Source organism: Bradyrhizobium iriomotense (assembly GCF_018130765.1).
GTDB classification, from domain to species: Bacteria; Pseudomonadota; Alphaproteobacteria; order Rhizobiales; family Xanthobacteraceae; genus Bradyrhizobium; species Bradyrhizobium iriomotense_A.
Map to the genome: position 1 here is coordinate 37,705 of NZ_JAFCJZ010000032.1, position 25,807 is coordinate 63,511.

General features: G+C 65.2%; 22 protein-coding genes. 12 read left to right on the forward strand and 10 right to left on the reverse strand.

Annotation, left to right across the window (positions count from 1 at the left end):
- Window positions 1-181 precede the first annotated feature (181 nt).
- The 7 genes from JQ635_RS35880 to ugpB form a co-directional block, all read right to left on the reverse strand.
- Entirely contained in the window at window positions 182-1,081 is a 900-nt protein-coding gene (locus JQ635_RS35880; RefSeq protein WP_211414488.1) for an ABC transporter permease, read from the reverse strand.
- Between the two features lie 215 nt (window positions 1,082-1,296).
- A complete protein-coding gene (locus JQ635_RS35885; RefSeq protein WP_211414489.1) occupies window positions 1,297-2,310 on the reverse strand; it encodes an ABC transporter permease in 1,014 nt (337 codons plus the stop codon).
- A gap of 491 nt (window positions 2,311-2,801) precedes the next feature.
- Window positions 2,802-4,424, reverse strand: coding sequence for an ABC transporter substrate-binding protein (locus tag JQ635_RS35890; protein ID WP_211414490.1), 1,623 nt, complete (start codon window positions 4,422-4,424; stop codon window positions 2,802-2,804).
- A 308-nt stretch (window positions 4,425-4,732) separates the two neighbouring features.
- Window positions 4,733-5,668, reverse strand: a complete 936-nt coding sequence (locus JQ635_RS35895; protein ID WP_211414491.1) for an aminoglycoside phosphotransferase family protein — start codon at window positions 5,666-5,668, stop codon at window positions 4,733-4,735.
- 60 nt (window positions 5,669-5,728) lie between these two features.
- Window positions 5,729-5,995 (reverse strand): protealysin inhibitor emfourin, encoded by a 267-nt coding sequence (locus JQ635_RS35900; protein WP_211414492.1) that lies wholly within the window; start codon window positions 5,993-5,995, stop codon window positions 5,729-5,731.
- 65 nt (window positions 5,996-6,060) lie between these two features.
- Complete coding sequence (locus tag JQ635_RS35905; RefSeq protein WP_211414493.1) at window positions 6,061-7,092, reverse strand: M4 family metallopeptidase; 1,032 nt, start codon at window positions 7,090-7,092, stop codon at window positions 6,061-6,063.
- 214 nt (window positions 7,093-7,306) lie between these two features.
- Entirely contained in the window at window positions 7,307-8,611 is a 1,305-nt protein-coding gene (gene ugpB / locus JQ635_RS35910) for a sn-glycerol-3-phosphate ABC transporter substrate-binding protein UgpB (protein ID WP_211414520.1), read from the reverse strand.
- A gap of 222 nt (window positions 8,612-8,833) precedes the next feature.
- Here ugpB and JQ635_RS35915 point away from each other — a divergent pair, with 222 nt between their 5' ends.
- The 10 genes from JQ635_RS35915 (at window position 8,834) to JQ635_RS35960 (ending at window position 20,406) form a co-directional block, all read left to right on the forward strand.
- On the forward strand, window positions 8,834-9,829 hold the full coding sequence (locus JQ635_RS35915) for a TRAP transporter substrate-binding protein (protein WP_211414494.1): 996 nt from the start codon (window positions 8,834-8,836) through the stop codon (window positions 9,827-9,829).
- 54 nt (window positions 9,830-9,883) lie between these two features.
- Window positions 9,884-11,914 carry a sensor histidine kinase gene (locus JQ635_RS35920; RefSeq protein ID WP_211414521.1) on the forward strand — a complete coding sequence of 677 codons (2,031 nt, stop codon included), beginning with the start codon at window positions 9,884-9,886 and terminating at the stop codon, window positions 11,912-11,914.
- A complete protein-coding gene (locus JQ635_RS35925) occupies window positions 11,884-13,632 on the forward strand; it encodes an ATP-binding response regulator (RefSeq protein WP_211414495.1) in 1,749 nt (582 codons plus the stop codon). Before JQ635_RS35920 ends, JQ635_RS35925 begins: the two co-directional genes overlap by 31 nt.
- Before the next feature lie 5 nt (window positions 13,633-13,637).
- Entirely contained in the window at window positions 13,638-14,375 is a 738-nt protein-coding gene (locus JQ635_RS35930) for a response regulator (RefSeq protein ID WP_211414496.1), read from the forward strand.
- A gap of 433 nt (window positions 14,376-14,808) precedes the next feature.
- Window positions 14,809-15,420, forward strand: coding sequence for a sigma-70 family RNA polymerase sigma factor (locus JQ635_RS35935; protein ID WP_063686293.1), 612 nt, complete (start codon window positions 14,809-14,811; stop codon window positions 15,418-15,420).
- 479 nt (window positions 15,421-15,899) lie between these two features.
- Window positions 15,900-16,598: a cytochrome c biogenesis CcdA family protein gene (locus JQ635_RS35940; RefSeq protein ID WP_211414497.1), complete on the forward strand. Its 699-nt coding sequence runs from the start codon at window positions 15,900-15,902 to the stop codon at window positions 16,596-16,598.
- Window positions 16,599-16,629: 31 nt separating this feature from the next.
- On the forward strand, window positions 16,630-17,193 hold the full coding sequence (locus JQ635_RS35945) for a thioredoxin family protein (RefSeq protein WP_211414498.1): 564 nt from the start codon (window positions 16,630-16,632) through the stop codon (window positions 17,191-17,193).
- Between the two features lie 102 nt (window positions 17,194-17,295).
- On the forward strand, window positions 17,296-18,270 hold the full coding sequence (locus JQ635_RS35950) for a hypothetical protein (RefSeq protein ID WP_211414499.1): 975 nt from the start codon (window positions 17,296-17,298) through the stop codon (window positions 18,268-18,270).
- A gap of 418 nt (window positions 18,271-18,688) precedes the next feature.
- Window positions 18,689-19,282 (forward strand): L,D-transpeptidase, encoded by a 594-nt coding sequence (locus JQ635_RS35955; RefSeq protein WP_211414500.1) that lies wholly within the window; start codon window positions 18,689-18,691, stop codon window positions 19,280-19,282.
- A gap of 86 nt (window positions 19,283-19,368) precedes the next feature.
- Window positions 19,369-20,406: an amino acid ABC transporter substrate-binding protein gene (locus tag JQ635_RS35960; RefSeq protein WP_211414501.1), complete on the forward strand. Its 1,038-nt coding sequence runs from the start codon at window positions 19,369-19,371 to the stop codon at window positions 20,404-20,406.
- Between the two features lie 242 nt (window positions 20,407-20,648).
- On the opposite strand, the gene JQ635_RS35965 is transcribed toward JQ635_RS35960, so the two are convergent.
- Window positions 20,649-21,788 carry an acyl-CoA dehydrogenase family protein gene (locus JQ635_RS35965; RefSeq protein WP_211414502.1) on the reverse strand — a complete coding sequence of 380 codons (1,140 nt, stop codon included), beginning with the start codon at window positions 21,786-21,788 and terminating at the stop codon, window positions 20,649-20,651.
- A 183-nt stretch (window positions 21,789-21,971) separates the two neighbouring features.
- Window positions 21,972-23,186, reverse strand: coding sequence for an acyl-CoA dehydrogenase family protein (locus tag JQ635_RS35970; RefSeq protein WP_211414503.1), 1,215 nt, complete (start codon window positions 23,184-23,186; stop codon window positions 21,972-21,974).
- A gap of 139 nt (window positions 23,187-23,325) precedes the next feature.
- Here JQ635_RS35970 and JQ635_RS35975 point away from each other — a divergent pair, with 139 nt between their 5' ends.
- Together JQ635_RS35975 and JQ635_RS35980 are read left to right on the forward strand one after the other, a co-directional pair.
- A complete protein-coding gene (locus tag JQ635_RS35975) occupies window positions 23,326-23,871 on the forward strand; it encodes a carboxymuconolactone decarboxylase family protein (RefSeq protein ID WP_211414504.1) in 546 nt (181 codons plus the stop codon).
- 90 nt (window positions 23,872-23,961) lie between these two features.
- The gene (locus tag JQ635_RS35980) at window positions 23,962-24,456 is read left to right on the forward strand and encodes a VOC family protein (RefSeq protein WP_211414505.1); all 495 of its coding nucleotides are present in this window, start codon (window positions 23,962-23,964) and stop codon (window positions 24,454-24,456) included.
- A gap of 107 nt (window positions 24,457-24,563) precedes the next feature.
- On the opposite strand, the gene JQ635_RS35985 is transcribed toward JQ635_RS35980, so the two are convergent.
- Entirely contained in the window at window positions 24,564-25,802 is a 1,239-nt protein-coding gene (locus JQ635_RS35985; protein WP_211414506.1) for an MFS transporter, read from the reverse strand.
- Between the last annotated feature and the right edge of the window lie 5 nt (window positions 25,803-25,807).

Sequence of the window (25,807 nt, forward strand, 5' to 3'; positions counted from 1 at the left end):
GGCCTCGCGCTCCCTCCCCCCTTGCGGGGGAGGGTTGGGGAGAGGGGTGGCTCCGGGAGAGGTCGGAGTTCGTGGCTACCCCCCTCCCTGCCCCTCCCCCGCAAGGGGGGAGGGAATGAGAGAACAGTGCCCACCTCACATGCGTGCTTCGCGCTCCTCTTGCCGCGCCGGAGATCAGCCATCACGTCCTCCGCTGGGGGTCGACGATGTCGCGCAGGCCGTCGCCGAGGAGGTTGAAGCAGAACACGGCGATCATCAGGGCGAGGCCGGGGAACAGCGCGATCCACCATTCGCCCGACACCATGAAGCCCGCGCCTTCCGCGACCATGATGCCCCATTCCGCGGTCGGCGGACGGACGCCGAGGCCGATGAAGGACAGGCCCGCGGCATTGAGGATGGCGTAGCCCATGGTCAGCGACATCTGCACGATCATGATCGGCATGATGTTGGGCAGGATGTGCACCAGCAGGATGCGGAACTCGCCGTTGCCGGAGAGACGCGCGGCCTGCACGAAGCCGGCGTTGCGGCGGACATTGGCTTCGGCGCGCGCGACGCGGGCATAGAGCGGGAAGTTCACGATCGCGGTGGCGAGGATGATGTTCTGCACGGTGTTGCCGAGGGCTGCGACGATGCCCATGGCGAGCACGAACAGCGGAAAGGCCATGATGGTGTCGGCGATGCGGCCGACGATGCGATCGGTCCAGCCGCCGAAATAACCGGCCGCGATGCCGGCGAGGCCGCCCATCAGGAACACGAGCACGACGGAGGCGACCGCGATAAAGGTGTCGAGCCGCGTCGCCACCACGACGCGGCTGAAGATGTCGCGGCCAAGTTGGTCAGTGCCGAACCAGTGCGCGGCCGAGGGCGGCTTCAGTGCCGCGGCGGTGTCGGAGGCGAGCGGATCATACGGCACCACATAGGGACCGAAGATCGCCGCGATCAGAATCACGATCAGCAGCGCGAAGGCGAAGCCGGTGACCTTGTTCTCGCTGAGAACGTAGCGGGTCTGTTCGAGGATAGCGGTGAGTCCCGACGTTCGCGCGGGGCCGACAGGTTCAACAGCAGGCGCAACGGAGCTCATGGGACCACCCGGATGTTGTTTGACCGAACCTGCAAGCCGCCGGGGTGCCTTACCTCTCCCGCTTGCGGGGGAGGTCGGCGCAACGCGCCGGGTGGGGGCTCTCTCCGCATCGGGACTCTCGCCCGCGGAGATACCCCCTCCCCAACCCTCCCCCGCAAGCGGGAGAGGGGGCGCACCTTCATCGGAGTTTGCATCGGACGAAACCTCATGATGGTTCAGCCCTCCAACCTGACGCGCGGATCGATCACGCCATAGAGGATGTCGATCACGAGATTGAGCAGCACGTACATGACCGCCATGGTCAGCACGAAACCCTGCACCGGTGCGAAGTCCGACGAGATCAGCGCTTCCACCGCGTAGGAGCCGATGCCGGGCCAGGCGAACACCTTTTCGACCAGCACGTTGGCGCCCAGCAGGAACGAGAACACCATGCTGAGCGTGGTGATGACGGGCAGCATCGCGTTGCGGAAGGCGTAGGTGACGATGACGGTCGCCGGCGACAGGCCGCTGGCGCGCGCGGTGCGGACGAATTCGGAGGCGAGCACCGCCAGCATCGAGGCACGCGTCATGCGCGCAATCGGGGCCAGCGAGAAGATCGCGAGCGTCGTCGCCGGCAGGATGAGCTGGCTCAGCGCCGAGCGGAACGCCTCGAGATCGCGCGCGATCAGCGTGTCGATCAGATAGAAGCCCGTCACCGTCGGCGGCGCGCTGTAAAACACGTCGAGGCGGCCGAGCGGCGCCGGCGACCAGCCGAGCCGGAAGTAGAAGACATAGACCAGCACGAGACCGGTGAAGAACACCGGCAGCGATACGCCGGCTGTTGTTGTCACGCGGCATAAATGGTCGACCCATGACCCTGGTCGCGTTGCAGCCAGCACGCCGAGCGGAATGGCGATTACGATGGAGACGATGAGGCCGAGCAGCGTGAGCTCGGCGGACGCTGGCAGACGGTTGCGGATTTCCGCGGCGACCGGCTGGCCCGTCGTGAGCGAGTTGCCGAAATCGCCGTGCGCGAGATCGTTGGTGTAACGGAAGAACTGCTCGATCAGCGGCCTGTCGAGACCGAGTTTTTTCCGGATCTGCTCGACGGCTTCCTTCGTTGCGGCGGGACCGGCGAAGTAGGCGGCGGGATCACCGGGCAGCGCGCGCGTCAGCAGGAAGGTGACGATGACGACGCCGACCAGCGAAGGAATCGCAAACATCAGGCGCTTGCCGATCATAGTCAGCATGATGGGTTCCTCGTGCGCGTGTTGGGCACGCTGCCAGCCGCGAGCGTTGCTGCGTTCCCTCCCCCCTTGCGGGGGAGGGCTAGGGAGAGGGGTGGCCGCGGGAGAGGTCTGAGTTCGTGGCTACCCCTCTCCCCAACCCTCCCCCGCAAGGCAGGGCTATCGCATATGGATTTCACGAAGATTGTCCGCGGGCTTGCTCCGCCTCTCCCGCTTGCGGGAGAGGCCGCCGCGCTCGCAGAGCGCGGCGGGTGAGGGCTCTCGCCGCGCAGAGACGTCCTCCACAATCCTCGACAATCCCAACGCGGAGACACCCCCACCCCAGCCCTCCCCCGCAAGCGGGAGAGGGAGCCCAGCGCCGATGCCGCAGCACCGTGCACGCCATATGCGATTGCCCTGCCCCGCAAGGGGGGAGGGAGCCTGAAGAGCGTGCTCACCTCACTCGACCAAGAGACATCGAGAGACGCGGACATATCGCTCGCGCCAATCATGACTCACCCCTTCGCCATCGCGCGATAGTCGAGCCTCCGGTGGAACCAGTACTGATACCCGCTGATGTTCTTCTGCATCGCGACGTTGACGAAGGGCTGGTACAGCGGGATGCGCGGGACGTCGGCGAAGGCGAGATCGACGAAACCCTTCACAGCCTTGTCGTAGGTCGCGGTGTCGCCGGTGGCGGCGGCGGTGCGCGCGCCGTCGATGAACTTGTCCATCTCCGTCGACTTGTAGCTCATGGTGTTGAAGACGGAATTGTTGCCGTGATAGCACCAGTAGAAGAAGTACTCGGGGTAATCGAGCCAGCCCGAGAACACGTTGGTGAAGAGCGGCATCTCCTTCTTGTTCAATTCGGTGCGCCAGTTGGCGCCGGGCACCTTGTTGATGGTGGTCTTGATGCCGAGCTGGGCGAGGCTCTCCTGCACCAGCACGCAAAGCGGCTCGTTGACGCCGGCGAAGTTGAGATCGAACGAGATCGTGGTCTCGAAGCCGTTGGCGTAGCCGGCCTCGGTCAGCAGCGCCTTCGCCTTCTCCATGTCGGTGTTGTATTTGTGCGGCTGCGGCCAGGCGACTTCGGTGGCCTTGTCCGCAGGTGCGCCGAACATGGGATTGCCAAGGCCGAACAGCACGGCATCCATGATCTTCTGATACGGCAGCGCATAGGCGATGGCCTGCCGCACCTTGACGTTATCGAACGGCGGCTTGGTGACATTCATGCCGATATACTGGATGCCGTTGGAGAACGGCAGCGACACCACGTTGAGCTTGCCGCTCGCCTTCATCTCCTGGAAGTCCTTGAACGGCAGCTCGTAGGAGATGTCGGCGTCACCGCGCTCCAGCAGCGCGCGGCGGTTGCCGGCCTGCGGCACCATGCGCCAGATCACGCGCTTGATCTTCGGCAAGGGACCGCCGACCCAATCCTCGTTGCGCTCCATGATCACTTCGGTGCCGGCGGTCCACTTCGTCACCTTGTAGGCGCCGGAGCCGGCGGTCTGCTGCTTGGTGAACTCGAGGCCCCAGGGATCCTTCTCGCTGGCGTTCTTCTTCACCAGCTCGGAGTTGACGATGCAGGGCACGATGACGGCGAGGTCGGGAATCGTCAGGCGATCCTTCTTGGCGAAGTCGACGCGCACGGTGGCATCGTCGACCACCACGAACTGCTCGGGTTTCGTGAGCGAGCCCGCGCTCATCTGGAAGGTCGGGAAGCCGCCGACGCTGACGGCGCGGTCGAGCGACCATTTCACGTCTTTCGCCGTGACCGGCGCGCCGTCGTGGAATTTGGCGTTCTTCTTCAGCTTGAAGGTGACCGACATGTCGTCGATCTTGAAATCGTCGGCGAGCTCGCCCTTGAACTTGTCGCGGTCGTAATAGGGCACGCCGCCGGGGCCGCTCTTCATCTCGTGGCTGATCAGCCGGTCGTAGCAATTCCAGGACACCTCATAGCCGGGCACGTTGGTGCCGACGCCGTGGATGTCGAGATTGTTGGGGCCACCTTCCGAGACGATCAGCAGCGTCTCCGAGCGCGCATCGGCCCTGGCGGAGGAGATCACGGACGGCATGGCCGGAAGCGCCGCGCCAGCGGCCAATCCGGAAACGGACTTGAGGAAATCGCGGCGCTTCATGAAATCGCTCCAACACAAAAGTTTCTGGTTGGAACTGGATTCGCAAGGTTCGTGCCAAGGCTTAAGGGGTGTTTGCGACTAGGCTAAGTGACTGAAATATATACAGAAATATGATCATTGGGGCACGCGACCTTCACGCCCAAGCGATGCTATTGCATACAAAGATCGTCATTTGCACATAAAATAGACTGCTGCTGTCGCCGGCTCATTTGGTGAGCGCACCCTCTCCCCCGGCGTCGTCCTGGCGAAAGCTAGGAATCGCTTCGCTGCGCTTGTCCAGGACGACGGCGGAGGTTGAGCGCGGGCGATCACTCCGCCCAGATTAACTCCTGCAGCTCGACCAGATCCTCCGCCTGCTCCTGCCAGCCGTCGATGCAGATGTGGCTGTTGAGGTCGCTGGCCTGGTGCAGCAGCATCAGGGCCATCAGGCGGCGCTTGAGCGTGCCGTCCAGCTTTGCATAGCCAAAACCTTCGAGCAGGCTGCGCACCCTGCCCGGCCGGCCTGCGGCCATGAAGGCGCTGGGGCCGAGCAAATCGTAGTCGCGCCAGCCGGCGCGCACGTCGCCGAAGTCGAACAGGCCTTTGAGCGACCACGTGCCGTCATCGCAGCCGAGCAGGAAATTCTCGGGGATGTATTCGCCGGTCAGGATCACCGGCGGCGCCTCCATCGGAATCAGCGCGGCTGCGTCGCGCAGGAGATCGTCGAGGCCTTCGAGGAATTTTGGCGCAAGGCCGAGGCGCTCGTGCCGGCTACGACAACCGCGCATCTGGGTGCGCATGAAGTCGTCCCAGCGCGGCTCGATGTGTGCGAGCGGACCGAGCGGGGCGCGCTGCACCGACGCGATGGTCTCGCCGATCTGGCGCAGCACGCGCTCCTTCTGGTCTTCGGCTAGGGATGGCCAGACCTCCGAGCCGAGCGTGCCGGCAAGGCGCGTGATGACGAGATAGGGCCAGCCGTCGCGCACCCCTTCCGCGACGATCTCGGGGATCGGCAAGGTCAGCCGGCCCTTGAGCTGAGTCAGCGAACCGCGCTCGGAGAGGAATTGTGCGCGAAGCAGCGGCGGGAAGATCTTCAGGATCAGGCGCTCGCCGAGCCCGACCACGAGATTGGTGCCGGTTACGAAGACTTGCGGCGCGCTGACATCGAGACCGTGGCCGCGCGCGATGTCGAGCGCGATCGGCAGCCATCGCGCACGGTCGGCGCGCAAGGCGCGGTAGGCGTTGAGGCTCGTCGACGCGGACATGCCCCAAACGCCCGCGGACTCCGGCGGCAGCGTCCCCTCCATCACAGCGCCAACCCGCCCCTATTCCAAGACATCCCTGACGCTGCTCTTGATGGCCGAGGGGACCGCGTGCTCGGGGACTTCGATCGTCTGCGCGCCGCGCGTGATCCGATAGCTGAACGCGTCGGCCTGGCCCCGACGCGCAGCGGGGACCTTGCCCGGATCGGCAAACAGCTGCTCCACCGTCTTCTGATCGGCAGCCGACAGATCCGACAACGCCACCTCGCCGCGGCTCTTGAGATGAGGGCCGCCGAAGCCGGCGAACCCTCCGACGCGCTCGATCTTCAAGCGATCCACGCTTGCTTCCTTTCGTAACGCGCTCTGCGTGACGCGCGCTCTGCGACGCGCTGCAACTAGAGCCCGACCTTCTTCCATCCCGCATCGACGGCGGCGAAGACCGCGGCGTCGCCGGGATACAGGGTGTGGGCACCCTGCCGGGTCCGCGCCGCGAACGCCTTCATCGTCATGTTCGGCGCCGGCCCGAAACCGGTGAGCGAATGGTACCACACCTGGCCGATCCTGGCCCAACTGTATCCGCCGAGCGTGGTGCAGGCCGTGTAGAAGGCAAGGTTCGGCGGGCCGCTGGCGTAATGCGGGTCCATGCCCGGCGTGATTTGCGAATATCTGGTCGGTTGCGGCGCCAGGCAGTGCTTGGCCGCGGGATCGGCCATGTCGCGCAGGCAGGTGAACCCTTTCTTCTTGGCGCCCGATCCCATGATGTCCTTGCCGATCAGCCAGTCGGCCTTCTTGACGTCCTGCTTGGCCTCCCACTGCCGGAACATCGAGCCGAAACAGTCGGAGATGCTCTCGTTGAGGCCGCCGGCATCGCCGCTATAGGCGAGCTGGAGGCTGTGCTGGGTGACGCCATGGGTGAGCTCGTGGCCGATGACGTCGTTGCCTTTGGTGAAATCGACGAAGATGCTGCCGTCGCCATCGCCATAGATCATCTGCGAGCCGTTCCACATCGCGTTGTTGTACTTCTCGCCGAAGTGAGCCGACGACATCATGGTCATGCCGTGGTCGTCGATCGAATTGCGGTTGAAGACCTGCTGGTAGAATTTTGCGACCTTGGTGGTCTGGTTGAAGGTGCGCTTGATCGACGCATCCGAAGACGTCTTCGGCTTCGGGATGGGCGTGCCCGGCAGCGTCTGGGTGTGCTTGCAATCGTAGACGGTGACGGACGGCGCCGCCGCCAGCGTGACCAAACCTCTGGCACGCGCGGCGGTGACGCTGGTGAGTTTCGCGGCCTGGTTCCGCAATTCGCGCAGTTCATGGCTGATCTGGACCGTGTCGACCAATTGCTTGCGCAGCGGCGCAGACAGCTTCTTGTCCTGGGACAGCCTGGTCAGAACGTCATTCGGGATGATGCAACACGTGCAGGGCATCGATGATCTCCAGTGCACTTTTTCGAAAATGGGCAGATGAAACGATCTCGAGAGTATTGCTGCCGGCGAGCGGCAGGCGCCGGCGCCAGCCGGGCGTCACGCATGCGGGATTATCGCAGGCGCAGGACCTGTTGCGTGTGAGATCGCACACACTTCCGGGTTGCGTGATGTCGGATCGGATTCGCGGGCCGATGAAATCGCGCCCGCGCGGGAGCTATCGCTCCGGGCTGGCGCGCTCGAACTGGCGCAGCAGCTTGTTGCCGCGCTCGACGGCGGAATCGAGCGCTTTCTGCGCACTCTTCTGGCCGGCGAAGGCCTGCTCGAGCTCGTCCTCGATCACGCCGCGGATCAGGACGAAGGAGCCGAGCCGGATGCCCTTCGAATTCTGCGTCGGCGGATGCAGCGTGATCTCCTCGAACGAGATCGCCGAGCCCGGATTGCGCTCGTAAAAGCCTTGCGCCCGCGTCAGCTCGAAGGCGGCGCGGGTGACCGGCAGATATCCGGTGTTCTGGTGCCAGGCGGCCTGCACGCCGGGCTGCGACAGATAGGCGAAGAACCGGGCCACGCCCTTGTATTCCTCGCGCGGCCGGTCGCGCAGCACCCACAGCGTGGCGCCGCCGATGATCGAGTTCTGCGGCGCGTCCTTCACGTCCGGCCAGTACGGCATCATGCCGTAGCCGATCTCGAACTTCGAATTCGCCTTGATGTCGGCGCGCGTCGCCGAGGAGCCGATGAAGATGCCGCATTCGCCGTTCTGGAAGCGCGGCTCGGCCGCTTGTCCGCGGCCGCCATAGTCGAACAGCTTCGTCTTCTGCCACTCGCTGAGCGCTGCGATGTGATGCACGAGCGACGGATTGTTGATGGTCAATTCCGCATCCAGCCCGGCAAAGCCGTTGGTGCGGGTCGCGAGCGGCAGATTGTGGAAGGCGGAAAAATTCTCGATGTGAATCCAGGACGGCCAGGACGTGGTGAAGCCGCAAGGCGCACCGCGGTCGCGCAGGCGCTTCGCAGCCAACCCGAGCTCGGGCCAGGTCTTCGGCGGCGTCTCCGGATCGAGGCCGGCGTCGCGGAACATGGTCTTGTTGTAATAGAGAATCGGCGTCGAGGAATTGAACGGGAACGACAGCAGGTTACCGGCCGCGTCGGTGTAATAGCCGGAGACCGCGGGAAGGTAGTCGTTGAGCGAGAACGGCTCGCCCTGGTCGCGCATCAAGCTGAACACCGGATAGATCGCGCCTTTGGCCGCGGTCATGGTGGCGGTGGCGACCTCGTTGACCTGGACGATGGCGGGCTGGCTGCGCGAGCGGAAGGCGAAGATCGCGGCCGTCACCGTCTCGGTGTAGCTGCCCTTGTAAGCCGGGACGATGCGGTAATCCGGCTGCGAAGCGTTGAAGTCGGCAGCGAGCTTGTCCAGTTGCCGGCCGAGTTCGCCGGACATGGCGTGCCACAGCGCAATGTCGGTGGCGGCGCGCACCGGGGCGGCCAGCGCGACAGAAGCGAAGACGGCGAGGACCTGCATAAGGCGCGATGCTGACGTCACGATGGCTCTTCCCGTGTCGCACGACGAAAGGCGGCTGCCCCTGCTTAAGGCGCGGCATTTGCGGTTTCAACGGGAATGAGAGGCGGCCGCGCCGCACAATCAGCCCGCGGACCGGGCGCGGGATGGCCTTCCCTTAACCATCTGCTAGATTGCATTGAACCTTTTCCTCCTGCCATAGACTCCACCACTGAGGGGTTGAGTGTGCCAGTGTTGAGCCGTGCCGAACTCTCGCGGACCGGGGTGGTTTTCGTCGCGCTTTTGCTCGCGCTCTGCGCGACGGATGCCGTTGCGCGCGAATTCCGCGCCGCCGACACCCAGACCGAGGATTACCCGACCGTGCAGGCGCTGCGCTACATGGGCGCCCTGATCGCCGAGCGCACCGGCGGCCGGCACGAGGTCAAGGTGTTCCACTCCCGCCAGCTCGGCGAGGAGAAGGAAACCATCGAGCAGACCCGGGCCGGCGCGATCGACCTCAACCGGACCAATGTCGCCCTGATCGGCAATTTCGTTCCGGCGATGAACGTGCTCGCCATGCCGTTCCTGTTCCGGTCCATCGAGCACATGCAGAAGGTGCTGGACGGACCGATCGGCGGTGAGATCCTGAGCAGTTTCGAGCCCTACGGCTTCGTCGGGCTGTGCTTCTACGATTCCGGCGCGCGGTCGATCTACAACGGTGTCCGCCCTATCCGGAGCATCGAAGACCTCCGGGGCCTGCGGATCCGGGTGCAGCAGTCGGAGTTGATGAGCCAGATGATCCGCTCGCTCGGCGCCGAACCGGTCGAGATGCCCTACGGGCAGGTGCTGACCGGGCTTGCCAACCACCTGATCGACGGCGCGGAGAACAACTGGCCATCTTTCGTGACGACCGACCATTACAAGCATGCCGGGCACTACACGCTGACCGAGCACACGATGAGCCCGGAGGTGCTGGTGATCTCGCTGAAGGCCTGGCGGAGCCTCTCGGCGGAGGACCAGACCATCTTCAGGGAGGCCGCGCGGCGCTCCAGCCGGTTCATGCGCGAGAAGTGGCGCGACCTCGAGGAGCAGTCGCAGCGCAAAGCGGAGGCGGCCGGCGTCAGCATCGTCAGGGATATCGACCGCAAGCCGTTCGAGGACGCCATGGCCGCGATCTACACCAAGGCCGCCCAGGACCCCGCCGCGGCGGCTCTGATCGAACGCATTCGCAAGGTGGAGTGAGGCCCGTTGCCCGCGCTTGGACACAGCGAGCACGCAGACAGGCCGCCCGGCCCGATCGGGCGGGTGCGGGCGCGGCTCGTCGGCGCGCTCCGGGCCGTGCCGATCCGCTGGCGCATCCTGTCGATTGCGGCACTGAACTCCGCGGTCGTGGTGGTGCTGGTGGCGCTGATCTGGAACGGTTCGCAGGTGCTGGGCTCGGCCTGGGACGACGTGCGCCAGGTGCGCGAATCCGACCGCATCCTGGCGCTGCTCGAAAGCGAGACCGGACGCCTGCACAATCTGATCCACCGCTACATCAACCAGCCAAGCCCGGACCTGTTTGCCGAGATCCTCCTGCTGCGCGAGGCGGTGCTGGGCACGCTCAGCAACCGCGCCGCCAAGGACCCGATGCTGTCGGGCTCGGTCGAGGAGCTGGAGCGCACCACCGAGCGCTTCCTCAACGGCTTTGGCGAGCTGCGCAGCGTGCAGGCGACGATCGCGAAGACCTATGAGGACCAGGTGCAGGGCCCGGCCAGGGACATGGCGGGGCTCTATTCCATCATCGAGGGCGCCACCGGCCACCGCGACGCGCTGATCTGGCCCTCGCTCGGCAAGTCCCGCGAGGCCTTCACGGCGATGCTGGTCGCGGCCAATTCCTACTATCTGTCGCAGTCATCGGGCGCCGCGGACGATGCGCGCCGCCACACCGAGACGATCGAGAAGACCATTCCGGTCATGATCGATCTCGCCGACAACGACCTCCAGCGCATGGCGCTGCAACGGCTCGCGGCCCGCACCGCGTCCTTGCGCGAGGGCTTTGCAAAACTCTCCGAGCAGCTGACGAGCCGCACCGAGCTGCTGCGCAACACCATCGACGCCAGCCAGGCCGAGGCGATCGGCGCCATCGACGATCTCTCCACCAAGATGCGCCAGCGCGAGCAGAAGGCGCAGGAGACCTTTGACCGCACGCTGGCGGATATTTCGCGGCGGGTGCTGTCGATCGCGGTGATCTTCCTCGGCATCATCCTCACCGCCGGGGTGCTGATCGCGCTGTCGATCCGGCTGCCGCTGCAGCAGATCATGGCCGCGATGCGCGCGATCACGCTCGGCAATCTCGACCGCGAGGTGCAGGGCACCAAGGCACGCGACGAGGTCGGCGCCATGGCGCGCGCGGTGGAGGTGTTCCGCGAGAACGCCATCGCCAAGCGGCAGACCGAGGACGAGCTGCGCGCGTCGAAGGAGAAGGCCGAGAGCGCACTGCTCGAGCTCAATACCGCACAGCAGAATCTGATCGATGCCGAAAGGCTCGCCGCGCTCGGCGGTCTCGTCGCCGGCGTCGCCCACGAGGTCAACAACCCCATCGGGATCAGCCTCACCGTGGCGTCGAGCTTTGCCCGGCGCAGCGAGATTTTTGAAGCCCAGCTCAAGGGCGACGGCGGCTTGCGCCGCTCGCAGCTGGAGGAGTTCGTGCAGTCCTCGCGCGACGCCTCGCAGCAGCTCGTCGCCAACCTCACCCGCGCCGGCGAGCTGATCCAGTCGTTCAAGCAGGTCGCGGTCGACCGCTCCCATGCCGAGCGGCGGCAGTTCTCACTGAGCGAAGCCACCGACCAGATCATCGCGAGCCTCAGGCCCGTGCTGAAGCGCTCGCCGATCACGCTCGAGGTCGACGTGCCCGAGGGGCTGCTGCTGGACGGCTATCCCGGCTCCTACGGCCAGATCCTGACCAACCTCTTCCTCAACGCCGCCAACCATGCCTTCGCCGACGGGCGCGCCGGCACCATCACGATCTCGGCGCGGCCGCGCGGGGCCGACGACATCGAGATCATCTTCACCGACGACGGGGCCGGCATGACTCCGGACGTGCAGCGCCAGGCCTTTGACCCATTCTTTACCACCCGGCGCAATGAAGGTGGCACGGGACTCGGGCTGCATATCGTCTATAACCTCGTCACCCAGCAGCTTGGGGGGCGGATGATGCTGGAATCCAAGCTGGGACAAGGCACCACTTTTCGCATTATCATGCCCCGGGTCGCCAAGGGCGGCGCGCAAAGCACAGAGACTGACGGGACTTCTCAATGGCCGAACAGGACGATGTCCTCCACCTGATCGACGACACCGGTACCACGTCGGAGGACCAGAACGCACGGAAGTGGAAGATCGCCGTCATCGACGACGATCCGGCCGTGCATGACGGCACCCGTTTCGCGCTGTCCGACTACAGCCTCAACGGCCAGAGCCTGGAGATCCTCTCCGCCTATTCCGCGGCGGAAGGGCGCAAGCTGATGGCCGCCCACAGCGACATCGCCGCCGTGCTGCTCGACGTCATCATGGAGACGGATGTGGCCGGGCTCGAGCTGGTCGAGTTCATCCGCAACGAGATCAGGAACGAGACCGTGCGCATCATCCTGCGCACCGGCCAGCCCGGCCAGGCGCCCGAGCGGCGCGTGATCGTGCAGTACGACATCAACGACTACAAGGCCAAGACCGAGCTGACCGCGGACAAGCTGTTCACCTCGCTGACCGCGGCGCTGCGCTCCTACCAGCAGCTCGAGCGCATGGTGCAGACGCGGCGCGGGCTCGAGATCATCATCGACGCGGCGTCGACGCTGTACGACTTCAAGTCGATGCAGCGGCTCGCCGAGGGCGTGCTGACCCAGCTCGCCTCTCTGCTCAATGCCGATTGCGCCGGTATACTGGTCCTGCGCGACAATGGCGGCGTGGACCCCGAGCTCTCGGTGCTCGCCGGCAGCGGCTGCTACAGCCGCTTCATCGGCACGACGTCATCCAAGGCACTCGACCCCGATCTGCGCGCGATGGTGGAAGCCGCCTTCCAGGGCCGCAAGAACGAATTCGCCGACCATCGCAGCGTGATTTATTTGCGCACCGGATCCGGCCGCGAGGTCGTGGTGCTGCTGCAGGCCGAGCGCGAGCTGTCGGAGACCGACCGCTCGCTGGTCGAGATCTTCTCCTCTAGGCTCTCGATCGCCTTCGACAACGTCATCCTCTACCAGCAGCTGCAGGACGCCAACACCCAGCTGGAGGACCGCGTCGCCCAGCGCACCCGCGCCCTGATGCAGGCCAACCGCCGCCTCTCGGCGCAATGGCTGCGGCTGCAGCGCGCCAACGGCTTCAAGAACGAGATCCTGGGCACCGTCGCGCACGATCTGAAGAATCCGCTCGGCGTCATCCTCGGCCGTACCGAGATGCTGAAGGAGCTGATCTCGACCGGCGCATCGGAAAGCGGCGTGGTCGCCCAGGTCGACCACATCCGCGACGCCACCAAGCGCCTGACCACGATGGTCGACCATCTGATCTCGGATGCGATGGCCGATGCCTTCGACATCACCATCCGCCGCGAGCCGGTCGACGTCGCAGCCCTGGTCAAGGAGGTCGCCGAGGCCAACCAGCCGCTCGCCGTCAACAAGCAGCAGGCGATCAGCGTCACCGCGCCGCCCAACATCGTCACCATGTGCGACACCGACCGCATCCGCGAGGCGATCGACAACCTCATCAGCAACGCCATCAAATACTCGCCGATCGGGGGCAAGATCGGCGTCGCCGTCGTCCACGAGGGCAGCGACACCATCGTCCGCGTCAGCGACGAGGGCGCCGGCCTGTCGCCGGAGGATCTCGGCCGCCTGTTCGGCCGGTTCCAGCGGCTGTCCGCCAAGCCGACCGCCGGCGAGAGCTCAACGGGGCTTGGGCTTTCCATCGTGAAGCGTATTATCGACATGCACGGCGGCGAGGTGACCGCCGACAGCGACGGCCCCGGCAGGGGCTCGACCTTCACCATCACCCTGCCCGCGACCGAGATGCCGATCTAGAGACCATGACCCAAAGCCAGCACATCATGATCGTCGACGACGAAGCTCCAGCCCGGGAGATGGTCGGCGATTACCTCAAGATGCACGGCTTCACCGTGACGCTGTGCGACGGCGGCAAGTCGCTCCGCGCCGCGATCCAGGGCAGCATGCCCGATCTCGTCGTGCTCGATCTCAACATGCCCGAGGAAGACGGGCTCTCGATCATCCGCGACCTCAAGAGCCGCAACAACGTGCCCGTGATCATGCTGACGGCGACCGCGAGCCCGATCGACCGCGTCGTCGGCCTCGAGCTCGGCGCCGACGATTACGTGGCAAAACCCTGCGAGCTGCGCGAGCTGATGGCGCGCATCCGCTCGGTGCTGCGGCGGAGCACGCCGGCGAAGGCCGCCGCGGCAGACGCAGCGGCTGCGAAATCCGACAAGGAGCAATTGGTGCGCTTCGGCACCAAATGGCTCGACCTCGAAGCGCAGGCGCTGCGCGACGACGAGGGCAATGAGCATCCGCTGACCGCATCCGAGTTCGGATTGCTCAAGGTGTTCGCGGCCAATCCGAAGCGCGTGCTGTCGCGCGAGCGCCTGCTCGAGCTCGCCAATGCGCGCGACGCCGAAGCCTTCGACCGCGCAGTGGATCTGCGCATCATGCGCATCCGCCGCAAGATCGAGCCCGATCCGGCCAAGCCCGCCGTGATCCGCACCATCCGCGGCGGCGGCTATCTGTTCTCGCCTGGGGGCGAGAAAACGTAAGGGCGCGCGGCACCCACCGCTGTCGTCCCGGCGAAGGCCGGGATCCATAACCACAGGGAGTGGTTATGACGCCGAGCCGGCAACTCCGAGTCTTCGTCAAACTGCATCCGGTGGTTATGGGTCCCGGATCGGCGCGCGCTTTTGGCGCGCTTGTCCGGGACGACATCGAGATTGGGGCGCGACCAAACGCAATCCCCCGAAATACGTTCCCGGCGCCGCCGACCGTCCCCAAATCCCCGCCCCGTATTTTCCGTATATTGAAATTCCACGACTTTTTGCCCCGAATGTTTCGTGGCGCCCTCTGGGACGAAACAATTTGGCCGCGCACGAAACCATTTTCCACTTTTCGCGCAGACGTCCCGAAACGGTGGCTGATTAACACTTTGGTCCAAGGAAACGCCGCTCGGTTGCGGCGCTACGGGGAGCCAAGTCCATGCGGAACGTCATCGCCATCAACGCCCAAGCCAGCCAGAGCATCATTGCCGCTCAGGCGACCTCGGACGACATGCTCCTCGAAAGCATTGCCGACGGCAACCGGACGGCCATGCACATCCTCTACTGCCGCCACAATGTGAGGGTGTACCGCTTCATCCTGCGCATCGTGCGCGACGCCACCACGGCGGAAGATCTGGTCAGCCAGGTGTTCCTCGACGTGTGGCGCACCGCCGGCCAATTCCAGGGCCGCTCGCAGGTCTCGACCTGGCTGCTCTCGATCGCCCGCTTCAAGGCGCTGACCGCGATGCGCCAGCGCCGCTTCGAGGACATCGACCAGGAAGACGTGCGCCAGATTCCCGATGATTGCGATACGCCCGAGACCTCGCTCGACCGCAGCGACACCAGCGCCATCCTGCGCGCCTGCGTGGCCAAACTGTCGCCCGCGCATCGCGAGATCATCAACCTCGTCTACTACCACGAGAAGTCGGTGGAGGAGGTCGGGCAGATCATCGGCATCCCCCAGAGCACGGTGAAGACCCGCATGTTCTACGCCCGCAAGCAACTCGCCGATTTGCTTAAGGGCGCCGGCGTCGACCGTTTCGCCGCGTAAGGACAATGATTTCAAGGGGATAGGACTGAACTTACGGCCCTATCCCCGGACACGGAAGCGTTACCACTGATGAAACAATTGAAACAAACGACAACATCAGGCGGAAAAACTTCCCCCCTATAAAGCTCGCATACGGTTTCGTTAAACCTCCCAAGACCTCCAACGACCCGGACGATGCCCCCGTCCGGGTCGTTTTGTATTTGGGGGGTCAGGCAGCCGCCGCGGGCTCCCGCCTCTCCCGCTTGCGGGAGAGGCCGACGCACTCGCAGAGTGCGGCGGGTGAGGGTTCTTTCCTCTGGGGGAGAGTCTCTCTGCGGAGACACCCTCTCCCCGGCCCTCCCCCGCAAGCGGGGGAGGGAGCGCACCTCCCGCGCCGTTAGCAATTGCCCGAAACAGCCCCGTCACGAAGCCGTGACGCGGCGTAACGCGTGACGCACCCGATCCGAACTGCCCTCGTGACCTCCATCACGAGTGCCCCGATGCTCGAACTTCTCTTCGCCGTCCTTGCCGGTGTCCTCACCATCGCCGCGCCCTGCACGCTGCCGATGCTGCCGATCCTGCTTGGCGCCTCGATCGGGCGCGCGGGGCACTTGCGCCCCGCGATGATCGCGCTCGGCTTCGTCGTCTCCTTTTCCGCCGTCGCGCTGCTGCTCGGCGCTCTGACACGGCTGTTCGATTTCGATCCGAACGTGCTGCGCGAGGCAGCGTCGATCCTGCTGCTCGGCTTCGGTCTGTTGATGCTGTGGCCGGCGCCGTTCGAGTGGCTGTCGATCCGCCTCAATGGCTGGCTCGATCTCGGCAGTTCGGGCGGCGTACAGCGCGAGGGCGCGCTCGGCGGGCTCGTGCTCGGCACCACGCTGGGCCTGGTCTGGACGCCCTGCGCAGGGCCGGTGCTCGGCTCGATCCTGACGCTGGTGGCAACCTCGAAGAACCTGGCCTGGGCCGGCACGCTGCTGGTCGCCTACGCCATCGGTGCGGCGATCCCGATGCTCGCGATCGCCTATGGCGGACAGGCCGCGACCACGCGCGTGCGCAGCCTCGCGCGCATCTCGCCGCGGCTGCAGCAGGGCTTTGGCGTGGTCGTGATCGCCTTCGCCGTTGCCGCCTATTTCCAATACGACACGCTGATCGTGGCGTGGCTCACCGGCTTCTATCCCACCGGCCAGATCGGCCTGTGATCACCCCTCATCTTCACTGGAGGACGCTTCCATGACTCTCAAGCTGCTCGCCGTATCTGCTGCCATTGCCGGCTTCGCTGTCACCGGCGCCGTCATCCCCGGCGTCTGCGACGAGGCCGCGCGTGCGACGCCGATCACCGTCGCCGCCGCGAGCCAGCAGATCGCGCCCGACTTCACCGGCATCACCAACTGGTTCAACTCGAAGCCGCTGAGCCTTTCCGACCTGCGCGGCAAAGTCGTGCTGGTCGACTTCTGGACCTATGGCTGCGTCAACTGCGTCAACACGCTGCCGCACGTCACCGACCTCTATGCCAAGTACAAGGACAAGGGCCTCGTCGTGGTCGGCGTGCACACGCCGGAATTCCCGTTCGAGCGCTCGGCCTCCAACGTGCAGGCCGCGCTGAAGCGCCACGGCATCACCTATCCGGTGGCGCAGGACAATGATTCCAGGACCTGGAACGCCTACAGCAACCAATACTGGCCGGCGCAGTACATCATCGACCAGAGCGGCAAGATCGTGTTCCAGCACGCCGGCGAAGGCCGCTACGACGAGATCGACCGCACGGTGGCCAAGCTGCTGAACGCCAGCAGCTAGCGCCGAGCGCGCATTACGCGGCTGGTTTCGCCTAACGCCCTTGTTGCTTGACTCCACGGACGCGTCCGTGGAGTTTCGCGCGATCGGAATCAGCCGCCCGCAATGGCCGACGCGAACACCAGCACCGACATTCGCCTTCGTGAAGGCTCCTCGATCGCGCAGCGGCTGGTCATGTCCGGCTTTGCGGCGGCCGTCGCTCTGTGCTTCACGCCGGGCCTGTTCACGCACGACACCCTGGAGATCGTCATCTCGGTGGTGGCGCTGCTGGTGGGAGCCGGGTTCGTCGTCGGCATCATGATGGCGCCGGCGGTGGTGTGGATCATCACGCCTGACGAGATCCTGATCGGACATCAGCGTCCGTTCGGAAAACTCCAGACGCGGATCGTCACGAAGGACGAGATCAGCGGATTGCAGGTTCCCGGCAGCAAGAGGGTGAAGGCCCGCTTTCAACTTGTCTTCACGCTTGTCTCGGGAGAGCGCCTGACGTCGCCGCCGATCTCCGACGTCACGCATGTTCGTGACACCGTGGCGCGGATCGCCACGCAATTCGACGTCCCCAATGTCGAGGAGCCCGTCAATCCGCTCGATGCCAGCAATCCCGAGATGCGTCTTGGCGAGCCGCTCGAGGCGTTTTCCGCGCGGGACATAAGGATCGTCGCGTTGATTGCCGTCGCGTTGTCCGCCGTGCCCTACGCCTACAAGCTCTGGCGCGGATGGCCGCCCAGCCATGTCGATATCCTGCTGCTGCCGCTCGGCGCGCTCGCGGCATTCGCGGTCTACAGATACGCCAACCTCGCGACCGGCGCATTCTGGGTCATCCGGCAGGGCGACATCCGCGTCGAACGTCTCTGGGGCGACGGCACCCCGCGCACGGACACCATCGAGGGGCACGAGGTGAAGACGATCACCGTCGACCGCCGCGGCCGGTCCGAAGACGAGCACTGCATCGTCACGATCCGCCTGCGCTCGGGGCGGCGGTTTCGCAGCCCCCGGATCGGCTCGCGGCTCGAGGCCCGCGCCGTGGGCACCGAGATCGTGCGGCGGCTCGGGATCGCGCCGGAGAGCAACAAGATCTAGCTGGCATGCATTGCCAGTTGTCGAGATTGATCGTACCGCGAGCCCGGTCTGAGCCTCTCCCGCTTGCGGGAGAGGTCGCCGCGTAGCGGCGGGTGAGGGTTCTTTCCTCTTGGGGAGTGTCCCATTGCGGAGACACCCTCTCCCCGACCCTCTCCCGCAACGGGAGAGGGGAGCCCAGCGCCGATGCCGCAGCATCGTGCACGCCATATGCGAGGCGGGGGAGGGAGCGCACCACCACCGCGGTACCGGTCTAAGCTTTTCGCGCCATCCCCTGTTTGTGGCATTGCCCCGGCCCCGTCAAAAAACCAAAGCATTCTCGTGACATATCAGGGCAGCGCGCCATCAACTTGCCATGAACATGCCCCTGAGATTTGATGGCTTTGAATGATTTGCGCTGTGGCAGCGGGGAGAGCTTGAAATGACGGATTATCGTCGCCTGACCGGGGCGTTCATCGCGGCCCTCAGCCTGGTTCTGACCACCTCATACGCCTCCGCCCAGCAGCCCGACCGCGGCGACGAGCCGGGCCTGATCGCGGACGATGCCTACCAGCTCGATCCGGAATGGCAGAAGCAGGTCGTGTACTTCCGCACCACGGAAGCGCCGGGCACCATCATCGTCTCGACTGCCGAACGGCACCTCTATCTGGTGCAGCCCGGCGGGCGCGCGATCCGCTATGGTATCGGTGTCGGCCGCGACGGCTTCCAGTGGCAGGGGCTGGTGACCATCACCAACAAGAAGGAATGGCCGGACTGGACGCCGCCGGCGGAAATGATCCAGCGCCAGCCCTATTTGCCGCGCTTCATGGCCGGCGGCCCCGGCAATCCGCTGGGCGCCCGCGCAATGTATCTGGGCACCACCGTCTACCGCATCCACGGCACCAACCGGCCCGATACGATCGGCACCAAGGTGTCGTCGGGCTGCTTCCGTCTCGTCAACAACGACGTCGCCGATCTCTACGATCGCGTCCCTGTCGGCACCAAGGTGGTGATCCGGCAGAAGCCCGAGCTCTGAACGTTACGATCGGAGCATGATCGCACCGATCATGCTTTGCGCCCCCCTCAAATTTCCTTTTCCCGATTTTTCGAGAGAGTAACATGATGCGCACTTTTCGAGGCGGCCTGCTGATCGGGCTCGCGGTCGCCGTGCTGGTCGGCGTTCTCGCCGTCATCTACGAGTTCTACGACACCCGCACGCTAAAGCGCACGGTTCGCCGCGGCGAGGTGCTGTGCGGCGTCAACAAGGGCCTGCCGGGCTTCTCGATCCCCGACGACAAGGGCAACTGGACCGGCTTCGATGTCGATTTCTGCCGCGCGGTGGCGGCGGCGATCTTCAACGACCCGAGCAAGGCGAAGTTCGTGCCGCTCGACGCCAGCGAGCGCTTCAAGGAATTGCAGAGCCGCAAGGTCGACATCCTCTCGCGCAACTCGACCTGGAGCATGGCGCGCGAGCTCGACTACGACCTCTATTTCCCCGCGGTCGCCTATTACGACGGCGCCGGCTTCATGCTGCCGCGCGCGCGCAACAAGGAAACCTCGCTGGACCTGACCGGCAGCAAGGTCTGCGTGCAGGCCGGAACCACCACGGCGCTCAACGTCTCCGACTACTTCCGTGCCAACAACATGAAGTATGAAGAGGTGAAGTTCGACAAGCTCGACGACGTGGTGAAGGCCTACGACACCGGCAAGTGCGACACGCTCTCCGCCGACGTCTCCCAGCTCTACGCACTCAGGCTGAACCTGTCGAAGCCCGGCGACAACATGATCCTGCCTGACATGATCTCCAAGGAGCCGCTCGCCCCCGTCGTGCGCCAGCGCGACGACGACTGGATGATGATCGTGAAGTGGACGCTCTACGCAATGATCAACGCCGAAGAGCTCGGCGTCTCCTCCGAGAATATCGACGAGGCCCTGAAGTCGAAGAAGCCGGAAGTGATGCGTCTCGTCGGCACCGAGGGCAACTACGGCGAGCAGCTCGGCCTCACCAAGGACTGGGTCGTCCGCATCATTCGCACCGTCGGCAATTACGGCGAGATGTACGAGCGCAACATCGGCGAGAAGTCCAAGCTGAAGATCCCGCGCGGCATGAACCAGCTGTGGAACGCCGGCGGCGTGCAGTACGCGCCGCCGATGCGGTAAGGGATGGTCTCACCACCGTCGTTGCGTTCGCGGTGTTGCCAAAGCGTACACTGCGTTCCCTCCCCCCTTGCGGGGGAGGGCTAGGGAGAGGGGTGCCACACGGCACACTCTATCGTTCGCACTCCACGTGAGGCATGCGACTCATCCGCGACGGACAGACCTTTTCCTGAGCTACCCCTCTCCCCCGCCCTCCCCCGCAAGGGGGGAGGGAGCGCAGGGGGCCGTGTTGCACCAGTAGCGCCTCAATACCCCCGCGCCCGCGCCAGTTGCTCGGTGTGGTAGTTCGCATCGCCGAACAATTCCTCGCACACCCGCGCGCGCTTCATGAAGAAGCCGATGTCGAACTGGTCGGTCATGCCCATGCCGCCGTGCATCTGCACGCCTTCCTGCACCGCGCGGGTGGCGGTGGTACCTGCGCGCGCCTTGGCGACTGCGACGGCTGATGCGGCCTTGGCGACGTCGGCATCCAGCGCCTGCAGCGCCTTCATGGTGGCGGCGCGGGTGATCTCGATGTCGACATAGAGTTCGGCGGCGCGGTGCTGCAGCGCCTGGAATTCGCCGATCAGCTTGCCGAACTGCTTTCTGTTCTTGAGATACTCGACGGTGCGGCCAAAGACCTCGTCGCTGAGGCCGACCATTTCGGCGGCGACCGCGCCGCGGCCGATGTCGAGAACGCCGTCGAGCAGCGCGGCCCCCTGATCGACCTCGCCGAGCACGCTGTCGGCGGTAACCTCGACATTGGCGAATTCGATCCGCGCCGCGTTGTGCGCGTCAACCATGATGGTGCGCTCGATCGCAACGCCCTTGGCCTTGGAGTTGACAAGGAACAACGTCAGACCCTCGCGCTCGCCAGCGGCGCCAGAAGTGCGCGCGGCGACGATGAAGAGATCGGCGACATGACCGTCGACGACGAGTGCCTTGGCGGCGGAAAGCTTGAAACCGTTGCCGGCGCGCACGGCCTGCAAGTTCGTCTGGAGCGGACGATGCTTTGCACCCTCGTCGATCGCCAGCGTCGCAAGCAGCGAGCCATTCGAAATCTTCGGCAGATATTCCGACTTCTGCGCGGCGCTGCCGCCGCGGTTCAGCGCGGAAGCCGCGATCACGCTGGTGGCAAGGAAGGGCGACGGCATCAGCGTGCGCCCGATCTCCTCCATCACCACACCGGCCTCCATGAATCCGAGGCCGCTGCCGCCGAACTCTTCCGGCACCAAGAGGCCGGCAAAGCCCATTTCGGCGAAGGATTGCCAGAGCTCCTTGGAGAAGCCGGTGGGATCCTTGGAGTCGCGCAAGTGGCGCAGGTGCGACACCGGCGCCTTGTCGCTGATCAGCCCGCGCGCGGAGTCGCGGAGCATCGATTGTTCTTCGGTGAGGACGAGGGCCATGGTGCGTGTTTCCGATTCGAAATCTACTTTGGTTCGTCATTCCGGGATGCGCCGCAGGCGCAGGCCCGGAATCCATACTCCCGACTGGTGGTTATGGATTCCGGGCTCGCGCTTCCGCCTTCGCTCTTCGAGCTTCGGCGGACAAGTCGCGCGCCCCGGAATGACGTGTTGCTACAGCGTGACTCACGCCCCCGGCAGATCCAGGATGCGCTTGGCGACGATGCCGAGCATGACCTCGGACGTGCCGCCCTCGATCGAGTTGGCCTTGGTGCGCAGCCAGGCGCGCGGGCGGGCGCCCTGCTTGGAGCGCTCGCTCTCCCATTCCAGCGCATCGACGCCGCCGGCCGACATCAGGATCTCGTAGCGGCGCTTGTTGAGCTCGGTGCCGTAATATTTCATCGCCGAGGAGAACGCCGGATGCGCCTGCCCGGCCTTGGCGAGATCGACTGCGCGCTCGGCGCAGGCCGCGAGCGCGGCTTCATCGACGTCGAAGCTCGCGATCTTACCGCGCAGCATCGCGTCATCGAGCTTGCCCTGCGGGTCGGTACCGACGGAGTCGGCCGCGATCAGGCCGAGCGGACGGCCGACGCCGCGCTCGCCCATCCCCGAGATCATCGCGCGCTCGTGCTGGAGCAGATATTTCGCGACGTCCCAGCCGCGGTTGACGGTGCCGACCACATGCGACTTCGGCACGCGGACGCCGTCGAAAAAGGTTTCGCAGAACGGCGAGTAGCCGGAGATCAACAGGATCGGCTTGGTCGAGACGCCCTTCGAGGTCATGTCGAACAGGATGAAGCTGATGCCGTCGTGCTTCTTGGCCGCGGGATCGGTGCGGACGAGGCAGAAGATCCAGTCGGCGTAGTTGGCGTAGGACGTCCAGATCTTCGAGCCCGTGATGACGAAATCATCGCCGTCGCTCTCGGCGCGGGTCTGGAGCGAGGCGAGATCGGAGCCGGCGTTCGGCTCGGAATAGCCCTGGCACCAGCGGATCTCGCCTGCGGCGATCTTCGGCAGATGCTCCTTCTTCTGGGCGTCGTTGCCGTATTTCAAAAGCGCCGGCCCGAGCATCCAGATGCCGAAGCTCGACAGCGGCGGCCGCACGCCCATCCTGGCCATCTCCGCGCGCAGCACCTTGTGCTCGGCGGCGCTGAGGCCACCGCCGCCATATTCCTTCGGCCAATCAGGCACGGTCCAGCCCTTGTCGCGCATGCGCTCGAACCAGATGCGCTGCGGCTCGGACGAGAATTTTGCGTTGCGCCCACCCCAGAACACGTCGGCATCGGATGTTGCGGGCTTGCGCATCTCCGGCGGGCAGTTGGCTTCCAGCCAGGCGCGCGTCTCGTTGCGGAATGTTTCGAGCTCGGCGGTCTCAGTGTCGCTGGTTTTGGAGTCAGTCATTGGTCGTTTCCATCACTCAAAATCGACTTGTTGGCGGCGACTCTGGGCCATCGCCCCGTGGAATTCAACCACTTCCGCGAGCCGCATTCCGCTATAGTCGCAGCTAACGACGGTGCTTGAAAACAAAGAGGAAACCAGAATGCGCCTGAAACTTCTTTCGCCTGGCGAAATGAACGAGAGCCAGCGGCAGACCTATGACGAGTCGATCGCCGGCAAGCGCGGCAAACCGCCGGCACCGATGATGGCCTGGCTGAGCAGCCCGGAGATGGCGCGCCACGCGACGCGGCTCGGCGAAGTCCTGCGCTTCGACACGATCTTCCCGGCAAAACTCTCGGAGATCGCGATCCTGGTAACGGCGCGGCACTGGACCGCGCATTACGAATGGTATGCGCACAAGCGCCTCGCGCTTGCCGGTGGCATGGATCCGAAAACCATCGACGCCATCCGCGACCGCCGCACGCCTGACTTCGACGATCCCAAGGGGAAGATGATCTACGATGTCGCGAAGTCGCTGCACGAGAGGCACGGCGTCGAGAAGGGACTCTACGACGAGGCGGTGAAGCTGCTCGGCGAACGCGGCGTCGTCGAGGTGATCGGGCTGTGCGGCTATTACACTCTGGTGTCGATGACACTGAACACGTTTGAATTCGGGTTGCCGGAGGGCGAGGTGTCGGAGCTCGCCTAGTTTCCCATTCGGAAACGATGGGTTTCGGGATCGGCCCGTAGCACTGTCCCGGCACCCGACTTATGTGCATGGTTTCAACGGAGCATTCCCATGTCGCAAAACCAGGCCGTCGCCGCCGGCACCCGAATCGGCCACGTCCATCTCAAGGTCGCCGATCTCGATCGCGCGCTCGGCTTCTATTGCGGCGTGCTCGGCTTCGAGCTGATGCAGCGGATGGGCTCGGGCGCCGCCTTCATCTCGGCCGGCGGCTATCATCACCACATCGGGCTCAACACCTGGGAGAGCAAGGGTGGCTCGCCGCCGCCGCCCGGCACGACCGGCCTCTTCCACACCGCGATCCTCTATCCGACGCGCCCCGCGCTGGCGGATGCGCTGCACCGGGTGCTCACGGCCGGCATTGCGCTGGACGGCGCCAGCGACCACGGCGTCAGCGAGGCGCTGTATTTGCGCGACCCCGATGAGAACGGCGTGGAGCTGTATTGGGACAAGCCCAGGGAGCAATGGCCGTTCGGACCGGACGGGAAGCTCGCGATGTTCACCAAGCGGCTGGATGTCGAGGCGTTGTTGAGGCAGCGCGAAGCGTGATGCCGTAGGGGCACGATCTCGTAGGGTGGGCAAAGCGAAGCGTGCCCACCAAATCTCGCGATCTAGAGACAGGTGGTGGGCACGGCGCAAGAGCGCCTTTGCCCACCCTACGGGAGCTTCGCCCGCGGCTTTCCCCGCACCATGATCAGCGCCGCCGCTATCACTTCCAGCGCGATACAGAGATAGAACGGCAGCGAGTACCCGCCGGACCAATCGTGCAGGAAGCCGACGACGCCAGGGCCGAACGCGTAGGTCACCTGGTTGATCGCGGTGTTGAGGCTGATCAGCACGCCGAACGCGGCGCTGTCGAACTCCTGCTGCACGATCAGCGACGGCAGCGTGATGAGGTTGCCGACCGAGAAGCCGAACACGGCGCAGGCCGCGATCAGCACATAGTCGTTGTGCAGGTTGATGACCACGAGGAGCGCGGCGGCCTGGCTCAGGAACGAGATCGCGGAGGCCAGCCGCTGGTTGAGGCGGTCGATCACCAGCGAGAACAGCACGCGGCCGACCACCGCCATCGCCGTCAGCACCGCGACCGCTACCGCTGCACGCTCGCGCCCGATCACGGGATCAAGGAACGAGATCAGGTGCACGATGAAGCCGACCTGGGCGAACAGCACCAGCGCAAACGCAATCGTCACCGTGAGGAAGCCGACGTCGCGCAGCGCCCAGGCGCGGATCTGCGTCGATGATTGCGATTTTGCCCTCGCTGCCGCGTGCCAGCCGTGAAGGTCGGGCGGGCGGCCGACGAACAGCAGGATCACCGGCACGAGCAGCACCAGCATGGCACCGGCGGCGGCGTACATCGCGCTGGCGAAACCGACATGGCCGATCAGCGTCACCAGCAACGGCACGCCGACGATGCCACCAAAACTGGCGCCGTTGAGCGCGAGGCTGATCGCCATGCCGCGCTTGTGGTCGAACCACAGGCTGATCGTGTTGGTGATCATGGCAAGGCTGGTGCCGGCCCAGCCGAAGGCGAGCACGGCGTCGGCGAGATAGAGCTGCCACGGCTCACGCACCGCGCCGATCGCGACCGCGGCGGCCGCCATCGCCAGCGTGCCCGCGATCAGGCTGAGCCGCGGGCCGTATTTTCGCACGGCTTCGCCGACGAAGACGACCAGCAATGCGCCGAACAGATAGAAGAACGTCGTGCCGGATGAGATCAGCGAGGCCGGCCAGCCCCGCGCGCGCTGGAGCTCGGCGACATAGACGCTCTGGCCGTAGAAGCCGAGCCCCCAGCCGAAGGTCGCGAGCAGGAAGCAGACCGCGACGATGAGCCAGCCTCCGTAGCGGAACGAGGATTCGTCGTTTGCGACCGTATGGCGGGGGTTGTCGAGCATTTGCG

Coding starts and splice junctions, on each gene's coding strand:
- JQ635_RS35880 (WP_211414488.1), bottom strand. CDS start 1,081: ATGAGCTCCGTTGCGCCTGCTGTTGAACCTGTCGGCCCCGCGCGAACG.
- JQ635_RS35885 (WP_211414489.1), bottom strand. CDS start 2,310: ATGCTGACTATGATCGGCAAGCGCCTGATGTTTGCGATTCCTTCGCTG.
- JQ635_RS35890 (WP_211414490.1), bottom strand. CDS start 4,424: ATGAAGCGCCGCGATTTCCTCAAGTCCGTTTCCGGATTGGCCGCTGGC.
- JQ635_RS35895 (WP_211414491.1), bottom strand. CDS start 5,668: ATGTCCGCGTCGACGAGCCTCAACGCCTACCGCGCCTTGCGCGCCGAC.
- JQ635_RS35905 (WP_211414493.1), bottom strand. CDS start 7,092: ATGCCCTGCACGTGTTGCATCATCCCGAATGACGTTCTGACCAGGCTG.
- ugpB (WP_211414520.1), bottom strand. CDS start 8,611: ATGCAGGTCCTCGCCGTCTTCGCTTCTGTCGCGCTGGCCGCCCCGGTG.
- JQ635_RS35925 (WP_211414495.1), top strand. CDS start 11,884: ATGGCCGAACAGGACGATGTCCTCCACCTGATCGACGACACCGGTACC.
- JQ635_RS35930 (WP_211414496.1), top strand. CDS start 13,638: ATGACCCAAAGCCAGCACATCATGATCGTCGACGACGAAGCTCCAGCC.
- JQ635_RS35935 (WP_063686293.1), top strand. CDS start 14,809: ATGCGGAACGTCATCGCCATCAACGCCCAAGCCAGCCAGAGCATCATT.
- JQ635_RS35940 (WP_211414497.1), top strand. CDS start 15,900: ATGCTCGAACTTCTCTTCGCCGTCCTTGCCGGTGTCCTCACCATCGCC.
- JQ635_RS35945 (WP_211414498.1), top strand. CDS start 16,630: ATGACTCTCAAGCTGCTCGCCGTATCTGCTGCCATTGCCGGCTTCGCT.
- JQ635_RS35950 (WP_211414499.1), top strand. CDS start 17,296: ATGGCCGACGCGAACACCAGCACCGACATTCGCCTTCGTGAAGGCTCC.
- JQ635_RS35955 (WP_211414500.1), top strand. CDS start 18,689: ATGACGGATTATCGTCGCCTGACCGGGGCGTTCATCGCGGCCCTCAGC.
- JQ635_RS35960 (WP_211414501.1), top strand. CDS start 19,369: ATGCGCACTTTTCGAGGCGGCCTGCTGATCGGGCTCGCGGTCGCCGTG.
- JQ635_RS35965 (WP_211414502.1), bottom strand. CDS start 21,788: ATGGCCCTCGTCCTCACCGAAGAACAATCGATGCTCCGCGACTCCGCG.
- JQ635_RS35970 (WP_211414503.1), bottom strand. CDS start 23,186: ATGACTGACTCCAAAACCAGCGACACTGAGACCGCCGAGCTCGAAACA.
- JQ635_RS35975 (WP_211414504.1), top strand. CDS start 23,326: ATGCGCCTGAAACTTCTTTCGCCTGGCGAAATGAACGAGAGCCAGCGG.
- JQ635_RS35980 (WP_211414505.1), top strand. CDS start 23,962: ATGTCGCAAAACCAGGCCGTCGCCGCCGGCACCCGAATCGGCCACGTC.
- JQ635_RS35985 (WP_211414506.1), bottom strand. CDS start 25,802: ATGCTCGACAACCCCCGCCATACGGTCGCAAACGACGAATCCTCGTTC.